Genomic DNA, 24,241 nt, shown 5'->3' with positions numbered 1-24,241 from the left:
ATGGATACCAATAAAGGTATTATTGCCTGGTTTACCCGTAACAGCGTGGCAGCAAATCTGCTTATGGCCATTATTCTGGTGGCCGGTATTGCGTCAGTACTGACCATAAAAAAACAAGCTTTCCCGGAAATAGAACTGGAAGTGGTAAATATCCGGGTGCCCTATCTTGGCGCGGCACCACAGGAAGTTGAAACCGGCGTTATTGATAAAATTGAGCAAAGCCTGCGTGGCGTTAATGGTATTAAACGTATTCGCTCTACCGCCGTTGAAGGCCTGGCAACCGTGCGGGTGGAAGTGGCTTCCAACTATGAAGTACAGGAGGTAATGGACGAGATTAAAACTCAGGTTGGTTCTATTTCATCATTACCAGAGCAAACCGAGCGACCGGTAGTGTACCGGGTACGCTTTCAAAGCAATGTAATGTGGTTATCCCTGTATGGCGATGCACCGGAGCGGACGTTAAAAGAGCTGGCTAAAGATATCCGGGACGAAATTAAAAAACGACCCGGGGTCAGTAAGGTTGATGTAATTGCGGCCCGGGATTACGAAGTAGCCGTTGAAGTTTCAGAACTGAAATTAAAAGAATATGGGTTAACCCTGGATCAGGTTGTTGCGGCAATCCGGGCCAGCTCAGTTGATTTACCCGGCGGCGCTATCCGCTCTGAAAGTGGTAATATTCTGCTGCGCACTAAAGGTCAGGCCTATAACCAGGCTGATTTTGACAATATCGTTCTGCTGAAATTTGCAGATGGCACCCGGTTAACGCTGGGTGAGATCGCGACCGTAACTGATGGTTTTATCGAGCGTAGCCGCTTAGCAACCTTCGATGGTAAAAACAGTGTTTCCATCCGCATCGATGCGGTTGGCGAAGATGACACGCTACAGATCGCTGATACCGTAAAACAGTATGTGAAGGATAAAAAAGCCAGTTTACCACCCAGTGTCCAGTTAGATTACTGGGGTGATTCCAGCTATTACCTGCAGGGCAGGCTGGATCTGATGACTGACAACTTATTGTACGGCGTAATCCTGGTACTGCTGGCGTTAACGCTGTTTCTGGAGTTCCGGGTAGCATTCTGGGTAATGGTGGGCATACCAGTATGCTTTTTAGGTGCGCTGGCGATGTTGCCATTGTCAATGTTTGACGTCTCGATCAATATGATCAGTTTATTTGGTTTTATTCTGGTACTGGGAATAGTAGTGGATGACGCCATTATTATTGGTGAAAGTGCCTATACCGAAATAGAAAAACGGGGTAAATCAACAGCAGCGGTTATTGCCGGCGCGAAAAAAGTCGCGATGCCGGCAACCTTTGGTGTATTAACCACAATTGCCGCATTTGTACCCATGTTAATGGTGGGCGGTGGTCAGTCTGCTATCTGGGAATCTATTGCCTGGGTGGTGGTGCTGTGTCTGGTTTTTTCTATTATCGAATCAAAACTGATTTTACCAACCCATATTGCCAATATGGATACTAAGCCCTGGGACCCTGATAAAGGTGGGATTTACGCACTGGGTCGTTTTGGCAGCAATACCTTAAAGCGGGTTCGTGAAGCGGTATCCCGTGGCCTGTTTCGCTTTATTCACAACACTTATAAGCCGTTTATCGAAGCTTGTATTCGCCTGCGTTACCTGACTATGGCGGGCTTTTTTGCCATGCTGATTTTAATGATTGGGGTGCTACAGGGTGGTTTTGTGCGCTGGGTATTCTTTCCGGACATCCCGAGCGACTTTATTCAGGCCAATGTGCAAATGGAAGAGGGTGCCTCGAACGAAGCTACGGTTTTGGCTATGCAGGAAATTGAAAAAGCCCTGCTGCGCGCTAACACAGAACTGGGCCGTGAGTTTAATGAAGACGTGATTAAACACCGGCTGGTTTTTTTAAACAGCGATACCGCTGGCCAGTTGGTGGTTGAACTGGAAAAGAGTGAAAACCGGGAAATTGACGGCTTTGAAATTGCGCGACGCTGGCGTGAGCAGGTGCCGGAAATTCCTGGCCTGAAATCTTTTAAAGTGAACAGCTCTACTATGGGCGGCGGCGGTGCTGATATTGCATTGCAACTGCGCGGCACCAATCTGCAAAACCTGCAGCTTGCTACGCAAGAATTAAAAGCACGTCTGGCCGAATACGCCGGTGTGTTTGATATTGAGGATAATTTGCTGGGTGGTAACGATGAAATTGTGCTGGCGTTAAAACCAGAAGCTGACTTGCTTGGGATAAGCCTGGCTGATTTAGCCCGCCAGGTACGTTATGGGTTTTATGGTGCAGAAGCACAGCGTCTGCAGCGTAATGGCGAAGAAATTAAAGTGATGGTGCGTTACCCACAGGAAGAACGCCGTTCTATCGGTGATTTGGAGAATATGCGGATACGAACAGCCAATGGTGGCGAAGTGCCGTTTTCGCGGGTGGCCAGCTATACCATGCAACCGAGTTTCAGCGCAATTAACCGGGTAAATGGCGAACGGGCAGTTACCATTACTGCTGCTGCCGATAAAACATTAATTGAGCCGGGCGTGGTGGTTCGTGAAGTACAGACTAAAATTATAAAAGAACTGGAGCAAAAGTATCAGGGCGTAACCGGTTCATTGGACGGTGCCAGCCAGGATGAACTTGATGCTCAGGTTGATCTAATGAAAGCCGCCGTGCTGGCACTGTTTGCCATTTATGCCTTAATGGCGATTCCGTTGAAATCGTACAGCCAGCCATTAATTATTATGAGCGTAATCCCCTTTGGCTTAATTGGCGCGGTTATTGGCCATATGCTGCTGGGCCTGAGTATGAGCATTATGTCAATTTTTGGCCTGGTTGCACTGGCCGGCGTTGTGGTAAATGATAGCCTGATCATGGTCGACTTTGTAAACAGAGCGCGCGAGCAGGGCATTGCCATTAAGCAGGCGGTGGTAGAAGCCGGTACCCAGCGTTTTCGGGCAATTTTACTGACATCACTCACCACTTTTGTCGGTTTGGCGCCTATTGTACTGGAGCGCAGTTTACAGGCAAAAATCGTGGTGCCGATGGCGGTATCACTGGCGTTTGGTATTTTATTCGCTACGGTCATCACCTTGGTGCTGATCCCGGCGTTGTACGTTATTCTGGAAGATACCAAGAAAGCTGTACCTCAGGCGTTAAGCAGCTTCAGCCGGGCTATCCGCAGCTATGCAGTATTTAATCAGCCAGACAGTCGGCGTGAGTTCTGGCAGTTTATCTGGATGCATTTTGGTTTGCTGCTGATCCTGTTAATCGTTGACGGTATCATTGCCGCTACTGGCTTATTATCAAACGGGGTTATTGCCCTGAGTTATTTAATTGCCATGACCCTACCGGTAACTGCAGCAATCTGCCGGCGCTTAACCGATTTGCAATTCAGCCGCTGGTGGGCGTTACTGCTGGTTATTCCGCTGCTGGGTTTTTTCAGCTTATTGATCATAACCTTACTGGCCGGAAACAGTGATAATGTTGGCCCGACTGAGCCAGAGCCCACTGCGGGGGAACAGCCATTGTTAAATGAGAGCGGCTATTAACCACACCAATAACAAACCGGAGGCGCTCAGCTGAATTGATGACTGTCTGGCAATGGTTAACAGCGGCGATGCCGCTGTTAAGCGTGTTTATGCTGCTGGTGTTGCTGCGCATGCCGGCACGCCGTGCGATGCCGCTAAGTTTTATGATCTGTGCCGTGCTGACATATCTGGTATGGCAGGTGCCGTTGCGGCAACTGGCTGCTGCCAGTGCGGAAGGGGTAGTTATCGCCGCCACTATTGTCTGGATCGTATTTGGTGCGGTTTTGCTGCTTAATGTGTTAAAGCAAACCGGCGCTCTTGATGTTATTAAAGCTGGCTTCGGCGCAATTTCTGCTGATAAGCGGGTGCAATTAATCATTATTGGCTGGCTGTTTGGCAGTTTTTTAGAAGGCGCAGCCGGTTTTGGTACGCCCGCGGCTATCGCAGCGCCATTGCTGGTGGCTCTGGGGTTCAGCCCGTTGTCAGCTGTGGTACTGGCGTTGGTCGCTGATTCGAGTGCGGTCTCTTTTGGCGCTGTCGGTACCCCGGTGCTGGTTGGCATTGCTCAGGGCGTGCCTGGCATCGGGCCTGATACGGTGTTACAGGTAGCGTTAACCGCCATCAGTATTGATATCGCCGTTGCCTCCTGTTTGCCGCTGTTGATGGTAGTTATGCTAACCCGCTTTTTCAGTGAGCAAAAAAGCTGGCGTGCTGGCTTTGCTATTGCCCCTTTTGCATTGCTAAGTGGCTTAGCCTTTACACTACCGGCTTATCTGGTGGCGTTATTGCTGGGCCCTGAGTTTCCATCGGTACTGGGCGCCTTGATAGGGCTGGCGCTGATTTGTACCGCCGCCCGTTACGGTGTGCTGTTACCGGCAACACCCTGGTTGTTTAAACCTGACGACACAACACCCGCTGAGGCTGAACAAGCTACAACAATAACGCCAGATATCCTGTCAGCCGCACCTGCCTTACCATTATGGCGTGCCTGGCTACCCTATGTGTTGGTGGCCATGTTACTGATATTAAGCCGGATCCCGGGTTTGCCTTTTAAAACCGGCTTACAGCAGCTGGCCTGGCACTGGCCTGCGATTTTTGGTACTGAACTGACCGTCACAGTCAGCCCGTTATATTTACCGGGCAGTTTATTTGTGCTGGTGGCGCTGGTCAGTTGTTTTTTCCTGCGGGGCTCTGCAACGATGCTGCGAAACGCGGTGACGCAAAGTGGCCGGATGCTGCTGCCGTCGGCTATTGCGCTGGCAGGCGCGGTACCAATGGTCCGGATTTTTCTGCAATCTGACGTTAACAGCGCTGGTTTACCCGCCATGCCCCTGGCATTGGCTGCTGAGGCTGCCCGCTATCTGGCCGACAGCTGGTTATGGATAGCACCATTTATCGGCGCACTGGGTTCCTTTATTGCTGGCTCAGCGACGTTCTCAAATTTAATGTTTGGTAGTTTTCAGCAAGCAATGGCTGCGCAGGCTGATTTGTCGTTAACCTTAACACTCGCATTGCAGATGCTGGGGGCCAATGCCGGCAATATGATTTGTGTGGTGAATGTGGTAGCGGCTGCCAGTGTGGTCAATTTACATGGGCGTGAAGGAGATATTATTCGCTATACGCTGTGGCCGATGTTATTTTACTGTTTAGCAGCCAGTAGCGTGGCATGGTTGCTGTTACGATAAGATGTTTAGGCAGGCGTTGTATGGGAAGTATGAAAATAATTTTTAAAGCAAACGATATTCTTGAGGCCCATATTGTCGCAGGTATGCTGCAATCATATGGCATTGAGGCACATGTTGGCGGCCACTACTTACAAGGTGCAGTAGGTGATGTGGCGCCACTGGGCATTGCCACTATTCTGGTGCAGGAAGAAGATAGCGAGCAGGCTGAGCAGATCATCGCAGAGTATCAGGATAACTCTGCTACCAGCAGTGAACCGGATGATCCACTGCTGGCATCAGAGCCTGCAAAATAATTACTGCGGTTTAACACTCGATAATATTAACCGCCAGACCACCGCGCGAGGTTTCTTTGTACTTGGTTTGCATATCGCGGCCGGTGTCCCACATGGTTTTAATCACCTTATCCAGCGAAACCTTTTGATCACCACTGCCACGCAGCGCCAGTCGTGAGGCGTTAATTGCCTTAATTGAGCCCATGGCATTGCGCTCAATACAAGGCACTTGCACCAGGCCACCTACCGGATCGCAGGTTAAGCCCAGGTTGTGCTCCATGCCAATTTCAGCCGCATTTTCCACATGCAGCGGTGTGCCGCCCTGTATTTCCGTCAGCGCTGCCGCCGCCATCGAGCAGGCTACGCCAACTTCGCCCTGACAACCCACTTCGGCACCGGAGATAGAGGCGTTTTTCTTATATAAAATACCAATAGCTGCGGCGGTTAGCAGATAGCGGGTGGCAATTTCCGGGCTGACCGATTGAATAAATTTATCATAATACATCAGCACTGCCGGAATAATGCCGGCAGCACCATTGGTGGGCGCGGTAACCACCCGGCCACCGGCGGCGTTTTCTTCGTTTACGGCCAGGGCAAACAGGTTAACCCAGTCCATTACCTGCAACGGGTCGCTACTTTTTTCCGACATCAGCCGCTTGTATAGCGCCGGTGCCCGCCGTTTTACTTTTAAGCCGCCAGGCAGAATACCTTCGGTTTTAATACCGCGCTCAATACAGGCGCGCATGGTAAGCCAGATATTATTCAACTCACTCTCAATCTGGGCTGGCTTGCGCAGTACCTTTTCATTCTCCAGCATTAAGCCGGAAATCGACAAGCCGTGTTCTTTGCATAAGGCCAACAGCTCGGTGCCGGATTCAAACGGGAACGGCGGTGGGTTATCAGCAGCAAACTGGCTGGCTGCTTCCTTTTCTTTGGCGAAGTCTTCTGCTTTAACAATAAAGCCGCCGCCAATCGAAAAATACACTTCGCGTAGCAACTCGTTTTTATCACTGTCAAAAGCCACCAGTTCCATGCCGTTGGAATGCTCTTTTAAAGTTTTACGCCGGTGAAACACAATGGCGCCTTCGCGCGGGAATTTAACGCTGTGGCTTTGCGCTAACTGCAGCTTCTGGCTGTCATGCACTTGTTTCAGTAAGCCGTCGATAGTATCGGGATCGATGGTTTCCGGTAAATAGCCAGACAAACCAAGGATCACGGCTTTGCCGGTACCATGGCCAATGCCGGTTTGGCCCAGCGAGCCGTAAAGGTCAACTTTTATGCTGGCAACCTTATCAAGCACCTCAGTTTCACTGAGGTTATCGGTAAATTTTTTAGCGGCGCGCATCGGGCCAACAGTGTGCGAACTGGAAGGGCCAATGCCAATACTGAACATGTCAAAAGCACTGATAATCATATTGGGTATCTGTTAGTTTACTTTATGAAATTGCGGCCATTGTAACGGAAGCGGGCCACGACTGTAAGCGGGTTGGTAACTGGTCGGGTGTTATTACAGCTTGTAAAGGCGCCAGAACTTTGGGGAAGGGGATTCGGACGAGAATCGGTTTGCTCTAAGCCAACCGTTGAAGCCCCGGACGGGCGGAAACGAGCCCCCAGGGATGGGTTCACGGCGTGTTGGCGTGAACAAACCGGTTCGACTCATTTTAGTCTTTACATTGGGTATTCAATGTTGTGTACCTTACTTTCCGTAAACTAAATCTTACATTAAGCCAGTTGCAAACAAAGCTGATGCATAATGGCGGCGGTGGCGCCCCAGATAAACTTATCCTGATATGGCATAAAATGCAGATCCCGCGTTTTACCGCGCAAGGTTAACGCTAGCTGATGACGGTTTTGCTGTGGTAAAAAATGGCTTAGCGGCACTTCAAATACGGCGGCCACTTCAGATACCTGCAGCTGAAACGCACGTTGCGGCTTAAGCAGGCCAACCCAGGGTTCAATAATAAAGCCAGTGGTGGTGTCCTGCGCTGGTAACCGGCCCAGCAGGGTAACTTCAGTGCTGGCCAGCCCTATTTCTTCTTCCGCTTCACGCAGTGCTGCCTGGTTGCTGCTTTCGCCTGGTTCAATCCGCCCACCCGGAAAGCTGATTTGGCCCGGATGATGGCGCAGGTGCAGCGCCCGTTGGGTAAATAATACTTTAAGCTCGTTACCATAATCCACGACGGGCACCAGTACCGCAGCATGCTGTGAGGTGTTTTGCGGCTTATTTGCTAACGGCACCGGCCCTTTTACCGCAGGCAGCGGCGCCGCGGCTGTGGCCGGGTTAGGCGTTAATAGAAAGCGGCTGCTAAATTGTTCAGCCAGCATCGGCGGTGTCCTGCATTTCAGCAAAAGAACTGCCTTCGGATTTACTCAGTTGAACCAGTACCGGCAGTATCTTATTTACCTTATCTAAGGTTTCCTGATACTCGCTGGCCGCTTCCGAGTCGGCAACAATCCCGCCACCGGCCCAGCAATGAATTACGCCTTCGCTGCAAACCAGGGTGCGAATGGCGATGTTGGTATCCATATCACCGTTATTATTAATATAACCTATCGCACCGCAATAGACTGAGCGCCGGTGCGGCTCAAGCTGTTCAATAATCTGCATTGCCGCTACTTTGGGCGCGCCGGTAATAGAGCCGCCGGGAAAGGCGCCACGTAGTAAATCGCAGGCGCTGTATTCTGTGGCTAACTCGCCGGTAACAGTGCTGACTAAATGATGCACTGCCGGAAAGCTTTCAATAGCAAATAACTCTGGTACTGCAACACTACCAACGCGGCATACTTTGCCTAAATCGTTGCGCAGTAAATCAACAATCATCACATTTTCGGCCCGATCTTTCTCAGCCTGCTGCAAGGCAGTGGCGGCTTGCTGATCGAGCTCTGGATTTGAATGGCGGGGACGGGTGCCTTTAATCGGTTTGGTTTCAACCTGGCGGTTTTTTAACTGCAAAAAACGCTCTGGCGAAATACTCAGCACTGCGCCTTGCTGCAGATTGATAAAGGCGGAAAACGGCGCGGCGTTTGCTTCGCGCAGTGCCAGATAGGCTTGCCACTCGTCACCCTGATAACCAGCACTGAAGCGCTGGGCCAGATTAATCTGGTAACAATTGCCGTTTAACAAATGCTGTTGAATTTGGTCGAAGTGCTCGGTGTATTGCTGCTGGCTGAGATTAGCCTGCCAGTTGCCGGTTAATTTAAATGGCGTAGGGGCTGCCGCTTGTGTCAGCTGGTACTGTAATTTCTGCCACTGTGTCCTGGCATCGCCCAGATAGTCAACACACCATAACTGTTGTAACTGTTTATCCAGTACCAGGGCTGTGCGGTAAAAGCCTATGGCCATATCCGGCAGCTGAATGTCATGTTTGCTTAGTACCGGCAGCTGCTCCAGATAGCGGCCTAAATCATAACCAAAATAGCCCAGCGCACCGCCGCTAAAAGGCAGCTCGCTGTCTACCGGCTCAGGAAAATAGCGTTTCAGCGCACAATCTAACACGGTAAAAGGGTCTTGCGGGTAATCGTGGCTGCCGTGTTCATCCTGTAAGGTGGTTACGCCATTAGTTGCGGTCAGGGTAGCCAGTGGCTGCATAACCATAATTTGGTAACGGCTGTTTGGGTGATTACCTGCCGCCGAGTCAAGAAGCATTGCCCAGGGCTGACTGGCAAAGTGGCCAAAAAATGTGGCTAAATCCGCTGGTGCGGTTTGTGGAATTAAATACTGCTGCATAGAAGGCTAGCCGCTGTTTTCGATGCGGGGTATCATACCAGCACAGGTTGCAATAGTTAATGATTAAGCCATTAATGGCATTAGAGGAAAAGTAAGCATGACGGTCATTCGCCAACAAGACTTTATCGAGAGCATTGAAGATGCGTTGCAGTATATCTCGTATTATCATCCGCTGGATTTTATCCAGGCGCTGGAGCAGGCTTATCATAAAGAGCAAAATAAAGCTGCCAAAGACGCTATTGCCCAAATTCTGATCAATTCCCGCATGTCGGCCGAAGGCCACCGACCCATTTGTCAGGACACCGGTATTGTTACCTGCTTCGTCAAAATTGGCATGGATGTGAAGTGGGATAAAACTGACATGACCGTGCAGCAAATGGTCGACGAAGGTACCCGTCGCGCCTATTTAAATCCGGATAACCCGCTGCGCGCCTCTATTGTTGCCGACCCGGCCGGCGCACGGAAAAATACCAAAGACAATACGCCATCAGTGGTGCATATCGATTTAGTCGCCGGCCACCATGTCGAGGTAATGATCGCCGCCAAAGGCGGTGGCTCAGAAAATAAAACCAAGATGGCTATGCTTAACCCGTCAGATTCTATTGTTGATTGGGTGCTGGAAACCTTACCGAAAATGGGCGCTGGCTGGTGTCCGCCGGGTATGCTGGGTATCGGTATTGGCGGTACTGCCGAAAAAGCGGCAGTGCTGGCAAAAGAAGCGCTGATGGAGCCGGTGGATATTCAAGAGCTTATTGCGAAGGGCGCTGAAACAGCTGATGAAAAACTTCGCTTAGAGCTGTATGAAAAAGTTAACAAACTGGGCATCGGTGCTCAGGGTTTAGGTGGCTTAACTACCGTGGTTGACGTGAAAATAAACAGCGTACCAACCCATGCTGCCAGTTTGCCGGTAGTGATGATCCCGAATTGTGCGGCTACCCGTCATGTGCATTTCCACTTAGATGGCAGTGGCCCGGCCGATATTAAGCCGCCTAAGCTGGAAGACTGGCCACAGGTAACCTGGGAACTGGGTGCCAATGTTCGTCGGGTTAACCTGGATACCGTGACGCCGGCTGATGTGCAAAGCTGGCAGGCTGGTGAAACCGTACTGCTAAGCGGCAAAATGCTGACCGGTCGCGATGCGGCTCATAAACGCATTGCTGATATGCTGAACAAAGGCGAAGGCTTGCCTGAAGGTGTTGACCTTAAAAACCGCTTTATTTACTACGTTGGCCCGGTGGATGCAGTGCGTGACGAAGTGGTTGGCCCGGCCGGCCCGACTACCGCTACCCGGATGGATAAATTTACCGACATGATGTTATCGCAAACCGGTTTGCTGGGGATGATAGGTAAATCAGAGCGCGGCGATTTAACAGTAGAAAGCATTAAAAAACACAAAGCGGTGTATTTAATGGCGGTGGGCGGTGCGGCTTATCTGGTATCGAAAGCCATTAAAAAATCCCGGGTGGTTGCTTTTGCCGATTTAGGGATGGAAGCGATTTACGAGTTTGAAGTGGAGGATATGCCGGTAACAGTGGCGGTAGACTCCAACGGTAATAACGTGCATAAACAGGGCCCGGCAATCTGGAAAGCAAATATTGCTGAACTGGACGCTAAACTAAAAGCAAAATAATAACGATATTAAAGCGCTGGTTGATACCGGCGCTTTGCTTTAATTTTTATCATCCTGAAGGGGAGCAACAATGAAATACTCACTGATGCTGTTAAGTGCCTTAGCTGCCGCACCATTGGCCGCGCCACTGGCAGCGAAAGCGCCACTAACGGTCGAACACCTGAACCAGTTTAACAAAATCAATGCAATCAGTCTGTCAAACGATGGCCGCTATCTGGCTTACGTGCAAAGCAACGGCGGCTTTACACCGGCCGATACCAGCACTGATATTTATTTAAAAGATTTGCGTGCAGACACGCCTGCGCTGCGCTTAACTCAAAGCGCTGCCAGTGAACGGGCACTGGCCTTTAGCAGTGATGGCCAGGCGTTATATTTTCTGGCCGATCGCAGCGGCAGCAGCCAGCTATGGCGCTTACCGTTAACTGGCGGTGAAGCATTACAAGTGACTGATTTACCACTGCCGGTAGAAGGCTTCAAAGTCGCGGCTGATGGCAAAAGTCTGGCGTTGTCGCTCGCGGTATTACCGGGCTGCGCCACCTTACAATGTACTGTCGATGCCAAAGCCGCTGAAAAAGAACGTAAAGACAGTGCCCTGGTTTACGACAGTCTGATGGTGCGGCACTGGGACCATTGGCGCACGCCTTATCGTAGTCAGTTGCATATTGCGACGGTTGCCGAAAATAATGGCATGGTTACCGATGCCAAAAACTTAATTAGCGACTGGGACACTGATATTGCCGGTATAGATCAGGTGGCGTTTACTCCTGATAACCAGCATCTGGTATTCAGTGCTAAAGCACCGGCTAACGATCAGGCCTGGCATACCAACTACGATATTTTTCAGGTATCGGTTAATGGTGGCGAAAAAGTTAACTTAACCGCAGATAATAAAGCCTGGGACGCCAAACCAAAATTCTCGGCAGACGGTCGTTTTATGGCCTATTTAGCCATGAGTAAACCCGGCGCAGAAGCAGACCGCTTTGGTTTAATGTTGTTGGATATGGTGACCGGGCAGCGTAAAGAGCTGGCGGCAGACTTTGATCGCTCTGTCAGTGATTATCAGTTTGGCAGCGACAACCGTACCATTTATGTCACGGCGCAGGATCTGGGGCAGTACAGTATTTTTGCCATTAACACCAGTTTTGGTGATGTGCGCAAAGTCTATGGCAATGGCTATGCCGGTAATTTACAGGTGGCCAGTGACAAACTGGTGTTCACCAACCACCGGTTAGATATGCCGGCAGAAGTATTTCAAATCAGCCCTGATGGCAGTCAGTTAACCCAGTTAACTGATGTGAACGCCAAATGGCGTGAGCAGGTGCAGTTTGGTGACTATGAGCAGTTCAGTTTTAAAGGCGCCAACGATGCCACCGTTTATGGTTATCTGGTAAAACCTTGGAATTTTGAAGCCAGCAAAAAATATCCAATGGCGTTTTTAGTCCATGGCGGCCCGCAGGGCAGTTTCGGTAATATGTTTAACGAGCGCTGGAATGCCCAGATGTATGCCGCCAAAGGCTATGCGGTGGTAATGGTCGATTTTCATGGCTCTACCGGTTATGGTCAGGCGTTTACCGATTCAATCAGCCGTGACTGGGGTGGTAAGCCTTTAGAAGATTTGAAAAAAGGCTTTGAGTACATTGTGAAGGCGCAACCGTGGATTGATGGTGACCGTGCCTGTGCCCTGGGTGCCTCTTACGGTGGTTACATGATGAACTGGATTGCCGGCAACTGGCCAACCGGTTTTAATTGCCTGGTTAACCATGCCGGCTTATACGATATGCCAAGCTTTTACGGCAGCACCGAAGAGCTGTGGTTCCCGGAGTATGATTTAGGCGGGCCAGCCTGGCAGGAGGGCAGTGATTATAATAAATTTAACCCGGCTGCCCATGCAGATAAATGGCAAACGCCAATGCTGGTGATCCACGGTTTAAAAGATTACCGGGTGCCATACGCCCAGGGCTTAGGCGCCTTTACTAACCTGCAACGCAAAGGTATTGATTCACGTCTGGTTATTTTCCCGGATGAAAACCACTGGATCTTAAACAAAGATAACAGGGTGCGCTGGTACAACGAAGTCTTTGCCTGGCTGGAGAAGTATACTAAATAGTCAGGGCGTGATTAGAAAAAAGCCGGCCTTCGTACTATCTGATGAAAGAGGGGGCAGTGATGTTTAGTTTTGAACAATGTCGTGACTATTGTCTGATGCAATTACAAAGCGTAGAGGACTTTCCTTTTGGCCCTGATATTTACGTGTATAAAACAGGCAAGATATTCGCTATTTTAAGTGAACAGGACGGCATCGCCCGGGTAAACCTGAAATGCGACCCGGCAGAAGCACAAATGCTAAGGGACATTTTCCCGGCAATTACCCCCGGCTATCACATGAATAAACAGCATTGGAACACCGTGCTACTTGATGGCAGCGTGCCAGAGAATGAGATAAAGCGCCAGATAGACAACTCTTATCAGCTGATTGTAAAAAGCCTGCCAAAAGCAAAAAGGCCACTGTTAGCACAGCAGGAATAATCAATGAAACTATCAGATATCGTGATACTGGATGGAGCCCGCACGGCTATTGGCAGTTTTGGCGGTGCTTTGGCTGGGTTGAGCCCGGCCGAACTTGGCACAGCAGTCGCTCAGGAGTCTCTGAACCGTGCTAACGTCTCGCCGGCTGATGTTGATCATGCTGTGTTTGGCCATATTATTACCACTGGCCCGGCAGATGCCTATCTGGCAAGGCATATTGCACTCAATAGTGGCATGCCACCAACGTCTGCTGCTTTTAACGTTAACCGCTTATGTGGTTCAGGCGTTCAGGCGGTGATATCGGCCGCGCAAATGATCCAGCTGGGGCAAAGTCATATCGCATTGGCTGGCGGAAGCGAGAGTATGAGTAACGGTGCGTACTTGTTACCAAACGCCCGGCGCGGTATACGGATGGGCCATGCCAGTATTACCGATTTAACCCTGGGTATTTTATCCGATCCCTTTGGCAGCGGTCATATGGGGATTACCGCCGAAAACGTTGCTGAAAAATATGGCTTTAGCCGTGCTGATTTAGATGCATTTGCCCTGAACAGCCAGCAACGGGCTGCCAACGCGCAGCAGCAGGGATATTTTAGCGAACAAATTGTGCCGCTAACGGTAAAAGTAGGCCGTACTGTTCTGGAGTTTAATCAGGATGAGCATATTCGCGCCGATACGTCACTGGCAAGTCTGGCCAAATTAAAACCGGCGTTTAAAGCTGCTGGTATTGTTACCCCGGGTAATGCGTCGGGTTTAAATGATGGTGCGGCTGCGATGGTACTGACCAGTATGGCCGAGGCAAACAAGCGCGGCTTAAAGCCGCGGGCCCGTATCCTGAGTTATGCTTTCGCCGGAGTAGAGCCGGGTGTAATGGGGCTGGGACCAGTGCCTGCGGTGCAACAGGTATTGGCGCAAAGCGGTTTAACGATTGCGGACCTGGATGTTATCGAATCTAATGAAGCCTTTGCAGCGCAGGCACAGGCAGTTAAGCAGGCCCTGGGCCTGGACCCTGCAAAAGTTAACCCTAATGGTGGTGCTATCGCGCTGGGCCATCCGGTAGGCGCCACCGGTTCGATACTGATCATTAAACTGTTAGCTGAACTTAAACGGATCCGGGGCCGCTTTGGTTTGGTGACCATGTGTATTGGTGGCGGTCAGGGCATAGCGCTACTGCTCGAATCTTTGCAATAGCGCTAATTAATACAGGTTAAGAGGGGCTTTCGCTGGTAATCTGTTTCAGGGCTTGCGCCAGTTGCTCTGGCTCCTGAGCGCCGGATATCAGGTATTTCTGATTAATAATAAACGCCGGCACTGATGAAATGCCGGCCTGCTGGTAATTAGCAATATCCTCGCTGACATCTTTTGCGTAGTCGTCGCCTGCCAGAATACGCTTAGCCTCTGCCTGATCCAGCCCGGATTTTGAGGCGCACTCTGCCAATACCTCGCTATCGGAGACATCTTTCGCCTTGCCAAAATAAGCATCAAACAAGGCCAGTTTCATCGCAGTAGCTTTATCTTCGGTGGCCGCCCATTTCACCAGGCGGTGGGCATCAAAGGTGTTGCAGGTAAACCGTTGCTGCATTTTTTCAAAATTAAGGCCAAGCTCACTGGCAATATCCATCATATTGGCCTGGGCAGCGCGCATTTCATCTTCACTGCGGCCATATTTGCGGCTAAGTGCCGGTAAAATAGGCTCTTGTGGGGCGTTTTTGTCAGGGTTAAGCTCAAAGGCATGCCATTCCAGCTTAACCTTTAAGTCGGGTAACGTCTGCAGTGCCTGCTGTAAGCGGGCATAACCAATCGCGCACCAGGGGCAGGCGATGTCAGAGACTAAATCAATTTTTAACGCTGTCATGCTGACAAATCCTTACTGTGTGTTGAGGTAACAACTCATGGTTATTGCAAAAGCATGTGGGCGTAATACCACAAATTCAAGCTAATTGCTCTGCCAGGTAGTCAACCAACACCCGCACTTTGGCCGATAAATGGCGGTTTTGCGGATATATCGCCCAAATGCCATCATCCGGTTGACGAAACTCGTTTAATACTGCAACCAGTTCGCCAGTTTGCAGTTTATCCAGCAGGTAGTAGTCGGGCAGTTGAACTAAGCCTAAACCTTTTAATGCGGCATCAAGTAACGCAACACCGCTGTTACAGATAATCCGGCCCTGTGGTTTAAACTGCAGTATTTTTCCCTGCTGAATAAAGCGCCACTGGGTGACGGTGCCGGTTAAGCACTGATGCTGCGCCAGCTCAGCGATACTTGTGGGTGTGCCGTTTGCTGCAAGATAAGCCGGCGAAGCCACAACATATTGGGTGCGGCTGGCCAGTTTACGGGCAATCAGGCTGGAGCTTTCCAGGGTGCCCAGCCGGATAGCCAGATCAAACCCGCCCTGAATTAAATCAAGCTTGTTATTTGATAGTTGTAAATCCAGTTCGGTATCAGGGTAAAGCCTTAAAAAATCATGTAGCAGTGGCGCAATGCGGGTTTCACCGTAAAACACCGGTGCAGTCAGTTTAATTAAACCACGTGGTGTGGCTTTTAAATTGGCCAGCGTACGGTTGGCTTCTTCTAAACTGCTGACCAGGTGGCGACAGTGCTGCAAATACAGGTTGCCTTCTTCGGTCAGGTTGACGTTGCGGGTGGTGCGATACAACAGCTTAATGGCCAGCTGCTGCTCCAGCTCGGCAATATTACGGCTGACCTGAGCCACCGAAATACCCAGCTGTTTGGCAGCTTTGGTAAAGCTGTGCTGTTCGGCTACTGCCACAAATTCACTAATTCCGGTCCATTGTTTCATGCTATACCTTGAGTGCAGAAAACCAGGCTGCTTGGTAGATCTAGTTAGCCTTTGCCTGGTAAGGCAGCGGTTGGAACCCCGTTTTGGTTGCCACAGAGTGTCTGAGCCCTGCCGCAGGCATAAGGGCGAGTTGCTGTGGCAAGCCAGGGCGGGCGTTGCAACGCAAGCTGCCTGCAGACCTACTATTACAAATTCGCAAAACTGATTTGCATTTTAACTGAATTAACCCGGATATGGAAAAGATAAAAAACGCGTTATAGTTAAAGCCGTTAAATTTAAAATTACCGAGTCGTTAAAAGGATACCCTATGAAGATGATCAAAACCCGCGCCGCTGTCGCCTGGGGCCCAGGCCAGCCGTTGTCGATTGAAGAAGTCGATTTAATGCCACCACAAAAAGGCGAAGTGCTGGTAAAAATTATTGCTACCGGGGTATGTCATACCGATGCCTTTACCTTATCAGGTGAAGACCCTGAAGGCATTTTTCCGGCCATTTTAGGCCATGAGGGCGGCGGTATTGTTGAGGCAGTAGGTGAGGGCGTAACCTCAGTAGCGGTGGGCGATCACGTTATTCCGCTATATACCCCGGAGTGCGGTAAATGTAAGTTCTGTTTATCCGGCAAAACTAATCTTTGCCAGGCCATTCGCGCCACTCAGGGCAAAGGCCTGATGCCGGATGGCACCACAAGGTTCTCAAAAGACGGTAAGCCGATTTACCACTACATGGGCACGTCAACGTTTTCTGAGTACACGGTGCTGCCGGAAATCTCCCTGGCCAAAATCAATAAAGAAGCGCCACTGGAAAAAGTGTGTTTGCTTGGCTGTGGCGTTACCACTGGTATGGGCGCGGTAATGAATACGGCCAAGGTAAAAGAGGGCGATACGGTTGCGGTGTTCGGCCTGGGTGGTATTGGTTTATCGGCTATTATTGGTGCGGTAATGGCTAAAGCCAGCCGGATCATCGCCATTGATATTAATGAAGATAAGTTTGATATTGCCAAAAAGCTGGGTGCAACCGATGTGGTTAATCCGCAGAAGTTCGATAAGCCCATTCAGGAGGTTATCGTTGAAATGACCGACGGCGGTGTCGATTTCTCGTTTGAGTGTATCGGTAACGTTAACGTAATGCGCTCGGCACTGGAATGCTGCCATAAAGGCTGGGGTGAATCAGTCATTATTGGCGTGGCCGGTGCCGGTCAGGAAATATCAACCCGGCCGTTTCAGCTGGTCACCGGCCGGGTATGGCGCGGTACTGCCTTTGGTGGGGTAAAGGGGCGCAGCGAACTGCCGGATTATGTTGAGCGCTATTTAAACGGTGAGTTTGAGCTGGATACCTTTATTACCCACTCTATGCCATTAGAACGGATTAACGAAGCCTTTGATTTAATGCATGAAGGTAAGTCTATCCGGACTGTAATTCACTTTTAGAAATTAATTATTCTGGCTCAGGACAACAAAATATTTTGGGCAAAGACAATGTCAGAACAGAGACGGATTAGAACCCCGTTTAGAAACTCTGGCAGATAGAGACTGGCCGGATTACAACGCCCGCCCTGGCTCACCACAGCAACTATGCCGGGCTGTCCTGCCCGGCACCAGAGGCCAGCTAAAGCTGTTCAAATTCGTTCCTGACGAATTTGTCGTCTTTGCTAGCTTATTCGCTCAGACACTCTGCGGCGACCAGAACGGGGTTCTAATCCTCTCTGGTCGTCATCAATAAGGAAAGCCAATGACAACTTCAGCATTAACCAGGGTTAGCGAACAACTTTGTTTTGGCGGTAAACAAATCAGGTTTACCCATCAGTCAGCCGTAACCAACTGTGAAATGCAGTTCTCGGTATTTCTGCCGCCTCATGCACAAACCGGCAAGGTACCGGCGCTGTATTGGCTGTCGGGTCTGACCTGCACTGATGAGAATTTCTCAGGTAAAGCCGGCGCCCAGCGGGTTGCTGCAGAGCTTGGCATAGCGCTGATTATTCCCGATACCAGCCCGCGCGGCGAAGGCGTGCCGGATGATCCGGACGGTGCTTACGATTTTGGTTTAGGTGCCGGCTTTTATGTCAATGCCACCCGTGAGCCTTTTGTAAAACACTATCAGATGTATGACTATATCGTCAGTGAATTACCAGCATTGGTTGAAGCCGAACTGCCGGTATCAGCAGTGCGGGCCATTAGTGGCCACTCTATGGGCGGCCATGGCGCGCTGGTTATTGGCTTGCGTAATCCTGAGCGTTACCGCTCAATATCAGCATTCTCGCCAATTTGTAATCCTGTCAACAGCCCCTGGGGTATCAAAGCTTTTAGTGGCTATTTAGGCGATGATAAAAGCCAGTGGGTTCATTATGACGCTTCAGTGCTGCTGGCGAAAACGCAAAAGGCGTTACCAATCTTAGTGGATCAGGGTACTGCTGATAACTTTTATCCACAGCAATTGCAAACGGACAGTTTATCGGCAGCGGCCAGACAGAGCGGGGCAGATGTGCAAGTCCGGCTGCAGCAGGGTTATGATCACAGCTATTACTTTATCGCCAGTTTTATTGAGCAGCATATTCAGTTTCACGCAAAGTTTTTGGTTGGTTAACCTAAACTCTGAAAAGCGGCTGGAACCCCGTTTCGGTCGCTATTCATTTATCATCCACTGGTAATTTCGCTCTCGATACTGGCATAATCAGCTTACTTTGCTGTAACAGCCCGCAACAAGGAGCATTGCATGAGCTACGATACCAATAATATTTTTGCCAAAATTCTGCGTGGTGAAATACCCAGTTTTAAGCTGTACGAGGATGACTACACCCTGGCGTTTATGGATATTATGCCGCAGGCAGATGGTCATGCACTGGTGATCCCTAAATTCGAGGCTGTCACCTTACTGGATATTCCGGCTGACCAGCTTAGCCATACCATGACAACCGTGCAAAAAGTGATGGCGGCGCAAAAGTCAGAGCTCGGTGTGGAAGGTGTTGTGCTGATGCAGCTAAATGGTGAGGGCGCAGGGCAGAGCGTACCGCACCTGCATTTTCATTTAATACCGACTCATTTGTCAAAATTAAAGCGACACGGTTCTGAGCAAGGCGATATGGACAAAATAAAAGCGCTGGCTGCGAAAATAAGCGCGGCCCTTTAATGCGAAGCAGCGACAAAAAAATGCTGGCTGCTATCGGCGCTGCAGGTCGGCTGCAGGTCTAGAATTTAATGCAGCTACTTAATAAGTTAAGCATGTTGTTACCCTGGCGCAGTGCCTTGCTGCTCTTCTTGTGGCTGGGGGTATGGGCTTTAGGCTTGCTGGTCGAATATGCGCCGCACGCCTCAGTCTGGTTCCCGGTTGCTGGCCTGACTTGTGCCGCCATGCTGGTGGTTGGTGTCAGAGCAGTACCTGCTATCTTAATTGCGGCCGTTATTATTACTTTCTGGACGGCCGTTCAGTACGATATTGATATGAGCAACCGACAACTGACGGAAGCCGGTTTGCTGTTTGGGTTAGCCCACATTTTTCCATACTATTTAGGGGCGGTGACGCTTCGAAAACTAACTGCTGTTTCAAAGTACAATCTGCCGCTGTTTGTCGTCAGTTTTCTGGTGCTTGCCGTTGGCTGCTCATTACTGGCAACTGCAGCAGTGCTTAGCTCTCTGGTATTTACCGGTTTGATGCCGGCGGCCGACGTTTCCTCAACCTGGTTGCCGTTCTGGATAGGCGATATGGCCGGGGTAGTAGTGATTGCGCCGATGTTTGCCAGTATTTTGCTGTATATGTTTCCGCAAACCAAGTTTAATATTCACAGTGTTATTGGGTCTCACTCTAAGTTGCCGTCAAACCAGTTCAAATATAAATCAGGCCTGACCATCGTCATGCTGATACTTGCTATGGTTATTGCGTGGTACAGTGACTCGTCAGAAAGTGCCTTTGCTATCTTTTTTCTGGTGATCCCCCATATGTGGATTGCTTGTACCGAAACCCCGTTTATTACTGTGCTAAGTCTGGCGCTAACCAGTTTTATGATTGCTTTGCTGGTTAATTTATTCGGGCTGATGGATAACGTTATGGTGTATCAGTTCGCGATAAACGTCATCGCGGCTAACGCATTATTTGGCCTGACTGTACCAGCACTAATGGCTTCAAATAATCAGTTGCGCATGGTGGCAGCAACAGACACCTTAACCCAGGTTGCATCCAGAAGTTATTTACAGCAACGGGCAGACTTAGAGATCAGGCGAAGTCTGCAGCAAAACGAACCATTATGCTTTATGGTGTTTGATATTGATCACTTTAAGCAGATCAATGATCAGTATGGCCACAGTGTCGGCGACGAGGTGCTGCGGCAAGCCTGTCAGCACGCCCAGCAGATGTTAAGGCCGGCAGATCTTATTGGTCGCTACGGCGGCGATGAGTTTGTGGTGGTGTTACCGAATACAGCGAAAGAGGCCGTGGTCGCTATTGGTAACCGGATCATTGAAAGTTTGCTGCAAATTGAGATAACAAAGCAGCTAACTGTGTCTGCCAGTTTTGGGGTAGCAGCACTGCAGCAAGGTGATAATTTCCACAGTCTGTTTGAACGGGCGGATGCTGCGCTATACCGTGCCAAACAGCAGGGGCGAAGCCAGGTTGCCTGGCATTAGTTGCCAGCTGGCATGGTACTGCTAAACAAATCTACCAGTTTTTCACTATTTTCTTGAGCTTGACGATAATTGTGCTTAAGGTGATCGCAAGTTATCAGTTTGGCGAAACGGACCTGTTTATGTTGTTTTCTCAGCGTGTTACAACGTTAATTGCGACGCTATCTGCTTGTGCAGTTATCAGCGGTTGCGCCGGCCAGCTTGCTTCAGATACCGACACCTCATCGGAAGCCGGCCTAAAACTTACTTTAGTGCATATTAATGACACTCACTCTCAATTTGATCCAACTCCGGCCAAAGTTCAGGGTCCGGATGGTGCGCCACTTTATACCTTTATTGGCGGCCACCCACGGCTATTAACTAAAGCGCAGCAATTACGGGCAGAGGCGAGGACTAACGGGGTTCCATCGTTATTTTTACACGGGGGTGATGCCTTTAAAGGCAGCGCCTACTTCGAACTGTTTGAACAGAAAATTAATATCGATATTTTAAACCGGATGGAACTTGATGCGATGGCGCTTGGCAATCATGAATTTGACATCGGCCTGGCAAAACTTGCTGATTTTGCTGCCAATATCAATTTTCCGCTGCTGGCCGCCAACGTGGATGCCCGGGCTGAGCCGGCGTTAGCTGCTGTTAATAATTTTAAAGCATATCAGTTATTTGTATTGGACGGCAGCGAGCTTAAATCGGTGGCAACTATCGAAGATGCTATGGGTAAAACCACTGTCGCAGTATTTGGTCTGGCGCTGGAAGACATGCGTGGCATGGTGCCCGCTACTGGTGAGCTGGTATTTGCTGCTGAGGTAGCATCAGCGCAGGCAACAGTGGATTATCTGCAAGCGCAGGGCATCAACCACATTATTGCCTTAACCCATTTAGGGCATCAGCGCGATTTAACACTGGCTAATCAGGTTAATGGCATTGATGTTATTGTCGGTGGCCACTCACACAGCTTACTGGGCGATTTCCGGCAGTGGTATCTGGGCCAGCAGCCGCCTTATGCCGCGCTTATTGCTAACCCGGATGGTATCGGCCAGACGTGCATCGTTCAGGCCGGCCAGTTTGCTCAGGCGGTGGGAGCCGCGCAGCTTATTTTTGATAACGCTGGCCGGTTACGGCAGTGCGACGGCGAGAATACCATTCTGGCCAGCCGCGATTATTTTCAGCTGGCACTGCGCAGTGAGGCCAGCCGGATTGCTCAGGCAGAGCAGGCAGCCACTGAAAGTTATATCAGCCAGCTAACACGTACGGCAATTACTGAAGAGCATCCGCAAATTCGTCAGGTATTAAATGATGTTTACCTGCCGGCAGTACAAAAGGCTTATGGTGAACAAATCAGTGTAACCGAGCAAACAATATCCCATGTACGGTTGCCGGGTACCGGCGGCAGCGACCAACATGGTTCTCAACTTGCTGGTCACATCACCGATGCAATGTATTACTGGCTTAATCAGCCGGCCGTGCGCGCTAAAACCGGGCGTCAGGTTGATTTCACCCTGATTGGCGCCGGTAATATCCGGGCAGATCTGGCGGCAGGTGCTATTTATGAAGGCCATATCCGACTTGAAGTTCTTCCTTTTGATACGCCGCTTAGTATTCTGACACTAACCGGCAAAGAACTTAGTGAGTTACTGCAGCAGGTGATCAGTGCTACCTTACCCGAGGGAGCGCATGCCGGTAAATTTCCGTACGGCAGCCATATTCGCTATGTCGCCATTGAGAATACTGCTGGCGAAGCGATGCTGGAGCAATTGCAATGGCGTAAAGGTGACAGTTGGCAGGATATTGAGCCTGACCAGAGTTACAGCCTGGCGACCACTAACTATTTAGCCAATGGCAATGATGGCTGGCAACGGCTGCAGCAAGTTCAGCAACAAAGTACTGATCGGATTGATGTTATTATTGCAAAGCAGCAACTGACTATTTATCCGCTGAAGCGGGTAGATGCGATCACCGACAGCAGTGGCCAGCAGGCATTTATGCCGCACTACCAGCATGCTGGCGGTCTGCCATGTAAAACAGCAGAAGTTGATTGCAAAGTCGCGGCTGCAGCGATGATTGATTATTTAAAAGCGACACCAGCCGTATGGCAACAGCAGCGGCCACCAACTGTTACCCTGCTAAGGCATCAGAGCAAACCTTAGATCAAACTAAGCAGCACGCCGGGAACGGCTGCTGCTGCCAGCACCCGCATAATGCTTTGTTTAAATTTAAACAGCGCGATTGCAGATATAACGCCCAGCAGCAAAGCAATAGCATCAAATTGGCCGCTAAAGCCTGCCGGCCACAATACAAAATAGCCAAAAAACAAAGCCAGGTTAACAATAACACCAACTACTGCAGCGGTTATCGCGGTTAATGGCCCGGTAAAAACGGCTTGCTGCCGACTGGCTTCTACCAGGGGGGCGCCGGCAATAATAAATACAAACGATGGCAGAAAAGTGAAAAAGGTAACGATGGCTGCTGCGATAAACCCGGCCTGAACCAGGCTGTCGGGGCCAAATATTTGCTGGCTCCAGCCCGCGACAAAGCCGACAAAGGTCACCACCATAATCAGCGGCCCTGGTGTACTTTCACCCAGCGCCAGACCATCGATCATTTGCAGTGCAGTTAACCACTGATATTGCTCTACCGTTGCCTGATAAACATAGGGCAATACTGCATAGGCGCCGCCAAAAGTCAGCAGTGCAGCCTTAGTAAAAAACCAGGCCAACTGCGTTTGGGTGCTGTGCCAGCCATAAATAGCAGTCAGCACACCAATTGCCACCAGCCAGATGGCGATGCCTATTGCCACTGCCATTACCAGTTTGCGCAAGCTAAAGCGCTGTACAGCAGGTGATGCACTGTCGTCATTAATAATGGCTGCGGTTTGCGCAGTGCTGGCTGCTTGCGCTGTTGTTGAGTGCTGAGTTGCTGGCGCCTTAAGCTGCGCTGGAAACCACTTCAACAAAATCCACCCGGTTAGCGCAGCTGTTAAAATAATCAGCGGAAAGGGCACATTAAAGCCGGCAATGGCCACTAAGGCCCACAGTGCCAGCAGTATCAAAGCGGGGCTGTGCAGGGTTTTCTTCGCTAGTCGCCAGGCAGCGAACAACACTATGGCAGTAACGGCTGGCTTTATGCCATACAGCACACCTTGTAGCAGCGGTAAATCACCGTGTGCCAGGTATAACCAGGCGAGTAACGACAAAATAAAGAAAGAGGGCAGAATAAACAGCCCCCCGGCAATAAAGGCGCCGCGTTTACCATGCAGCAGCCAGCCGATATAAGTCGCCAGTTGCTGTGCTTCCGGCCCCGGTAGCAACATGGTGTAATTTAAGGCATGCAAAAACCGTGTTTCAGATAGCCAGCGCCGCTTTTCCACCAGTTCCTGATGCATCATGCCCAGCTGACCAGCCGGGCCACCAAAGCTGATAAAACCCAGTTTCAGCCAGTACAAAAAGGCTTCGCGCAGACTGACCTGAGTTTGCTGGTTTGACATCTGTCG

At 50.2% G+C, this 24,241-nt stretch carries 18 protein-coding genes; 12 read left to right on the top strand and 6 right to left on the bottom strand.

Annotation, left to right across the window (positions count from 1 at the left end):
* Genes KQY15_RS00165 through KQY15_RS00155 form a run of 3 tightly spaced genes read left to right on the top strand, consistent with a single transcriptional unit; the run spans position 1 to position 5,479 of the window.
* The gene (locus KQY15_RS00165; protein WP_254795373.1) at positions 1-3,522 is read left to right on the top strand and encodes an efflux RND transporter permease subunit; all 3,522 of its coding nucleotides are present in this window, start codon (positions 1-3) and stop codon (positions 3,520-3,522) included.
* Between the two features lie 38 nt (positions 3,523-3,560).
* Positions 3,561-5,186: an L-lactate permease gene (locus KQY15_RS00160; RefSeq protein WP_217666384.1), complete on the top strand. Its 1,626-nt coding sequence runs from the start codon at positions 3,561-3,563 to the stop codon at positions 5,184-5,186.
* A 29-nt stretch (positions 5,187-5,215) separates the two neighbouring features.
* On the top strand, positions 5,216-5,479 hold the full coding sequence (locus tag KQY15_RS00155) for a putative signal transducing protein (protein ID WP_217666383.1): 264 nt from the start codon (positions 5,216-5,218) through the stop codon (positions 5,477-5,479).
* Between the two features lie 10 nt (positions 5,480-5,489).
* Here the strand turns inward: KQY15_RS00155 and KQY15_RS00150 are convergent, their stop codons facing one another.
* The 3 genes from KQY15_RS00150 to pabB all read right to left on the bottom strand — a co-directional run bounded on the left by KQY15_RS00150 (position 5,490) and on the right by pabB (position 9,185).
* Positions 5,490-6,872 carry an L-serine ammonia-lyase gene (locus tag KQY15_RS00150; protein WP_254795372.1) on the bottom strand — a complete coding sequence of 461 codons (1,383 nt, stop codon included), beginning with the start codon at positions 6,870-6,872 and terminating at the stop codon, positions 5,490-5,492.
* Between the two features lie 308 nt (positions 6,873-7,180).
* Positions 7,181-7,783, bottom strand: coding sequence for a CoA pyrophosphatase (locus KQY15_RS00145; protein WP_217666382.1), 603 nt, complete (start codon positions 7,781-7,783; stop codon positions 7,181-7,183).
* A complete protein-coding gene (pabB, locus tag KQY15_RS00140) occupies positions 7,773-9,185 on the bottom strand; it encodes an aminodeoxychorismate synthase component I (RefSeq protein ID WP_217666381.1) in 1,413 nt (470 codons plus the stop codon). The genes KQY15_RS00145 and pabB overlap by 11 nt, the downstream gene beginning before the upstream one ends.
* 97 nt (positions 9,186-9,282) lie before the next feature.
* Between pabB and KQY15_RS00135 the strand changes: the two genes are divergently transcribed.
* The 4 genes from KQY15_RS00135 (at position 9,283) to bktB (ending at position 14,532) form a co-directional block, all read left to right on the top strand.
* Complete coding sequence (locus KQY15_RS00135; protein WP_217666380.1) at positions 9,283-10,815, top strand: fumarate hydratase; 1,533 nt, start codon at positions 9,283-9,285, stop codon at positions 10,813-10,815.
* A 70-nt stretch (positions 10,816-10,885) separates the two neighbouring features.
* The gene (locus tag KQY15_RS00130) at positions 10,886-12,922 is read left to right on the top strand and encodes a S9 family peptidase (RefSeq protein WP_217666379.1); all 2,037 of its coding nucleotides are present in this window, start codon (positions 10,886-10,888) and stop codon (positions 12,920-12,922) included.
* 59 nt (positions 12,923-12,981) lie between these two features.
* The gene (locus KQY15_RS00125; protein WP_217666378.1) at positions 12,982-13,341 is read left to right on the top strand and encodes an MmcQ/YjbR family DNA-binding protein; all 360 of its coding nucleotides are present in this window, start codon (positions 12,982-12,984) and stop codon (positions 13,339-13,341) included.
* Positions 13,342-13,344: 3 nt separating this feature from the next.
* A complete protein-coding gene (gene bktB, locus KQY15_RS00120; protein ID WP_217666377.1) occupies positions 13,345-14,532 on the top strand; it encodes a beta-ketothiolase BktB in 1,188 nt (395 codons plus the stop codon).
* Positions 14,533-14,548: 16 nt separating this feature from the next.
* Here bktB and KQY15_RS00115 read toward each other — a convergent pair whose 3' ends face one another.
* Together KQY15_RS00115 and KQY15_RS00110 are read right to left on the bottom strand one after the other, a co-directional pair.
* Entirely contained in the window at positions 14,549-15,196 is a 648-nt protein-coding gene (locus tag KQY15_RS00115; protein WP_217666376.1) for a DsbA family oxidoreductase, read from the bottom strand.
* A 76-nt stretch (positions 15,197-15,272) separates the two neighbouring features.
* Positions 15,273-16,142, bottom strand: a complete 870-nt coding sequence (locus KQY15_RS00110; RefSeq protein ID WP_217666375.1) for a LysR family transcriptional regulator — start codon at positions 16,140-16,142, stop codon at positions 15,273-15,275.
* 316 nt (positions 16,143-16,458) lie between these two features.
* Between KQY15_RS00110 and KQY15_RS00105 the strand changes: the two genes are divergently transcribed.
* The 5 genes from KQY15_RS00105 (at position 16,459) to KQY15_RS00085 (ending at position 22,898) form a co-directional block, all read left to right on the top strand.
* The gene (locus KQY15_RS00105; protein WP_443627106.1) at positions 16,459-17,568 is read left to right on the top strand and encodes an S-(hydroxymethyl)glutathione dehydrogenase/class III alcohol dehydrogenase; all 1,110 of its coding nucleotides are present in this window, start codon (positions 16,459-16,461) and stop codon (positions 17,566-17,568) included.
* A gap of 301 nt (positions 17,569-17,869) precedes the next feature.
* Positions 17,870-18,721: an S-formylglutathione hydrolase gene (gene fghA, locus KQY15_RS00100; RefSeq protein ID WP_217666374.1), complete on the top strand. Its 852-nt coding sequence runs from the start codon at positions 17,870-17,872 to the stop codon at positions 18,719-18,721.
* A 129-nt stretch (positions 18,722-18,850) separates the two neighbouring features.
* A complete protein-coding gene (locus KQY15_RS00095) occupies positions 18,851-19,264 on the top strand; it encodes an HIT family protein (RefSeq protein ID WP_217666373.1) in 414 nt (137 codons plus the stop codon).
* 68 nt (positions 19,265-19,332) lie between these two features.
* Positions 19,333-20,754, top strand: coding sequence for a sensor domain-containing diguanylate cyclase (locus KQY15_RS00090; protein WP_217666372.1), 1,422 nt, complete (start codon positions 19,333-19,335; stop codon positions 20,752-20,754).
* Positions 20,755-20,873: 119 nt separating this feature from the next.
* Positions 20,874-22,898: a bifunctional metallophosphatase/5'-nucleotidase gene (locus KQY15_RS00085; protein WP_217666371.1), complete on the top strand. Its 2,025-nt coding sequence runs from the start codon at positions 20,874-20,876 to the stop codon at positions 22,896-22,898.
* Here the strand turns inward: KQY15_RS00085 and chrA are convergent.
* On the bottom strand, positions 22,895-24,235 hold the full coding sequence (gene chrA, locus KQY15_RS00080) for a chromate efflux transporter (protein WP_217666370.1): 1,341 nt from the start codon (positions 24,233-24,235) through the stop codon (positions 22,895-22,897). The two genes, KQY15_RS00085 and chrA, sit on opposite strands and share 4 nt — an antisense overlap.
* Between the last annotated feature and the right edge of the window lie 6 nt (positions 24,236-24,241).

Source organism: Arsukibacterium indicum, assembly GCF_019100565.1.
GTDB classification, from domain to species: Bacteria; Pseudomonadota; Gammaproteobacteria; order Enterobacterales; family Alteromonadaceae; genus Alishewanella; species Alishewanella indicum.
This window is presented reverse-complemented; position numbering and strand designations above follow the sequence as displayed.

What these genes read in the sequence shown, in the direction of transcription:
- KQY15_RS00125 (WP_217666378.1), top strand. Translation starts at nt 12,982, where the DNA reads ATGTTTAGTTTTGAACAATGTCGTGACTATTGTCTGATGCAATTACAA.
- fghA (WP_217666374.1), top strand. Translation starts at nt 17,870, where the DNA reads ATGACAACTTCAGCATTAACCAGGGTTAGCGAACAACTTTGTTTTGGC.
- bktB (WP_217666377.1), top strand. Translation starts at nt 13,345, where the DNA reads ATGAAACTATCAGATATCGTGATACTGGATGGAGCCCGCACGGCTATT.
- chrA (WP_217666370.1), bottom strand. Translation starts at nt 24,235, where the DNA reads ATGTCAAACCAGCAAACTCAGGTCAGTCTGCGCGAAGCCTTTTTGTAC.
- KQY15_RS00150 (WP_254795372.1), bottom strand. Translation starts at nt 6,872, where the DNA reads ATGATTATCAGTGCTTTTGACATGTTCAGTATTGGCATTGGCCCTTCC.
- KQY15_RS00110 (WP_217666375.1), bottom strand. Translation starts at nt 16,142, where the DNA reads ATGAAACAATGGACCGGAATTAGTGAATTTGTGGCAGTAGCCGAACAG.
- KQY15_RS00165 (WP_254795373.1), top strand. Translation starts at nt 1, where the DNA reads ATGGATACCAATAAAGGTATTATTGCCTGGTTTACCCGTAACAGCGTG.
- KQY15_RS00090 (WP_217666372.1), top strand. Translation starts at nt 19,333, where the DNA reads ATGCAGCTACTTAATAAGTTAAGCATGTTGTTACCCTGGCGCAGTGCC.
- KQY15_RS00115 (WP_217666376.1), bottom strand. Translation starts at nt 15,196, where the DNA reads ATGACAGCGTTAAAAATTGATTTAGTCTCTGACATCGCCTGCCCCTGG.
- pabB (WP_217666381.1), bottom strand. Translation starts at nt 9,185, where the DNA reads ATGCAGCAGTATTTAATTCCACAAACCGCACCAGCGGATTTAGCCACA.
- KQY15_RS00160 (WP_217666384.1), top strand. Translation starts at nt 3,561, where the DNA reads ATGACTGTCTGGCAATGGTTAACAGCGGCGATGCCGCTGTTAAGCGTG.
- KQY15_RS00085 (WP_217666371.1), top strand. Translation starts at nt 20,874, where the DNA reads ATGTTGTTTTCTCAGCGTGTTACAACGTTAATTGCGACGCTATCTGCT.
- KQY15_RS00095 (WP_217666373.1), top strand. Translation starts at nt 18,851, where the DNA reads ATGAGCTACGATACCAATAATATTTTTGCCAAAATTCTGCGTGGTGAA.
- KQY15_RS00145 (WP_217666382.1), bottom strand. Translation starts at nt 7,783, where the DNA reads ATGCTGGCTGAACAATTTAGCAGCCGCTTTCTATTAACGCCTAACCCG.
- KQY15_RS00130 (WP_217666379.1), top strand. Translation starts at nt 10,886, where the DNA reads ATGAAATACTCACTGATGCTGTTAAGTGCCTTAGCTGCCGCACCATTG.
- KQY15_RS00135 (WP_217666380.1), top strand. Translation starts at nt 9,283, where the DNA reads ATGACGGTCATTCGCCAACAAGACTTTATCGAGAGCATTGAAGATGCG.
- KQY15_RS00155 (WP_217666383.1), top strand. Translation starts at nt 5,216, where the DNA reads ATGAAAATAATTTTTAAAGCAAACGATATTCTTGAGGCCCATATTGTC.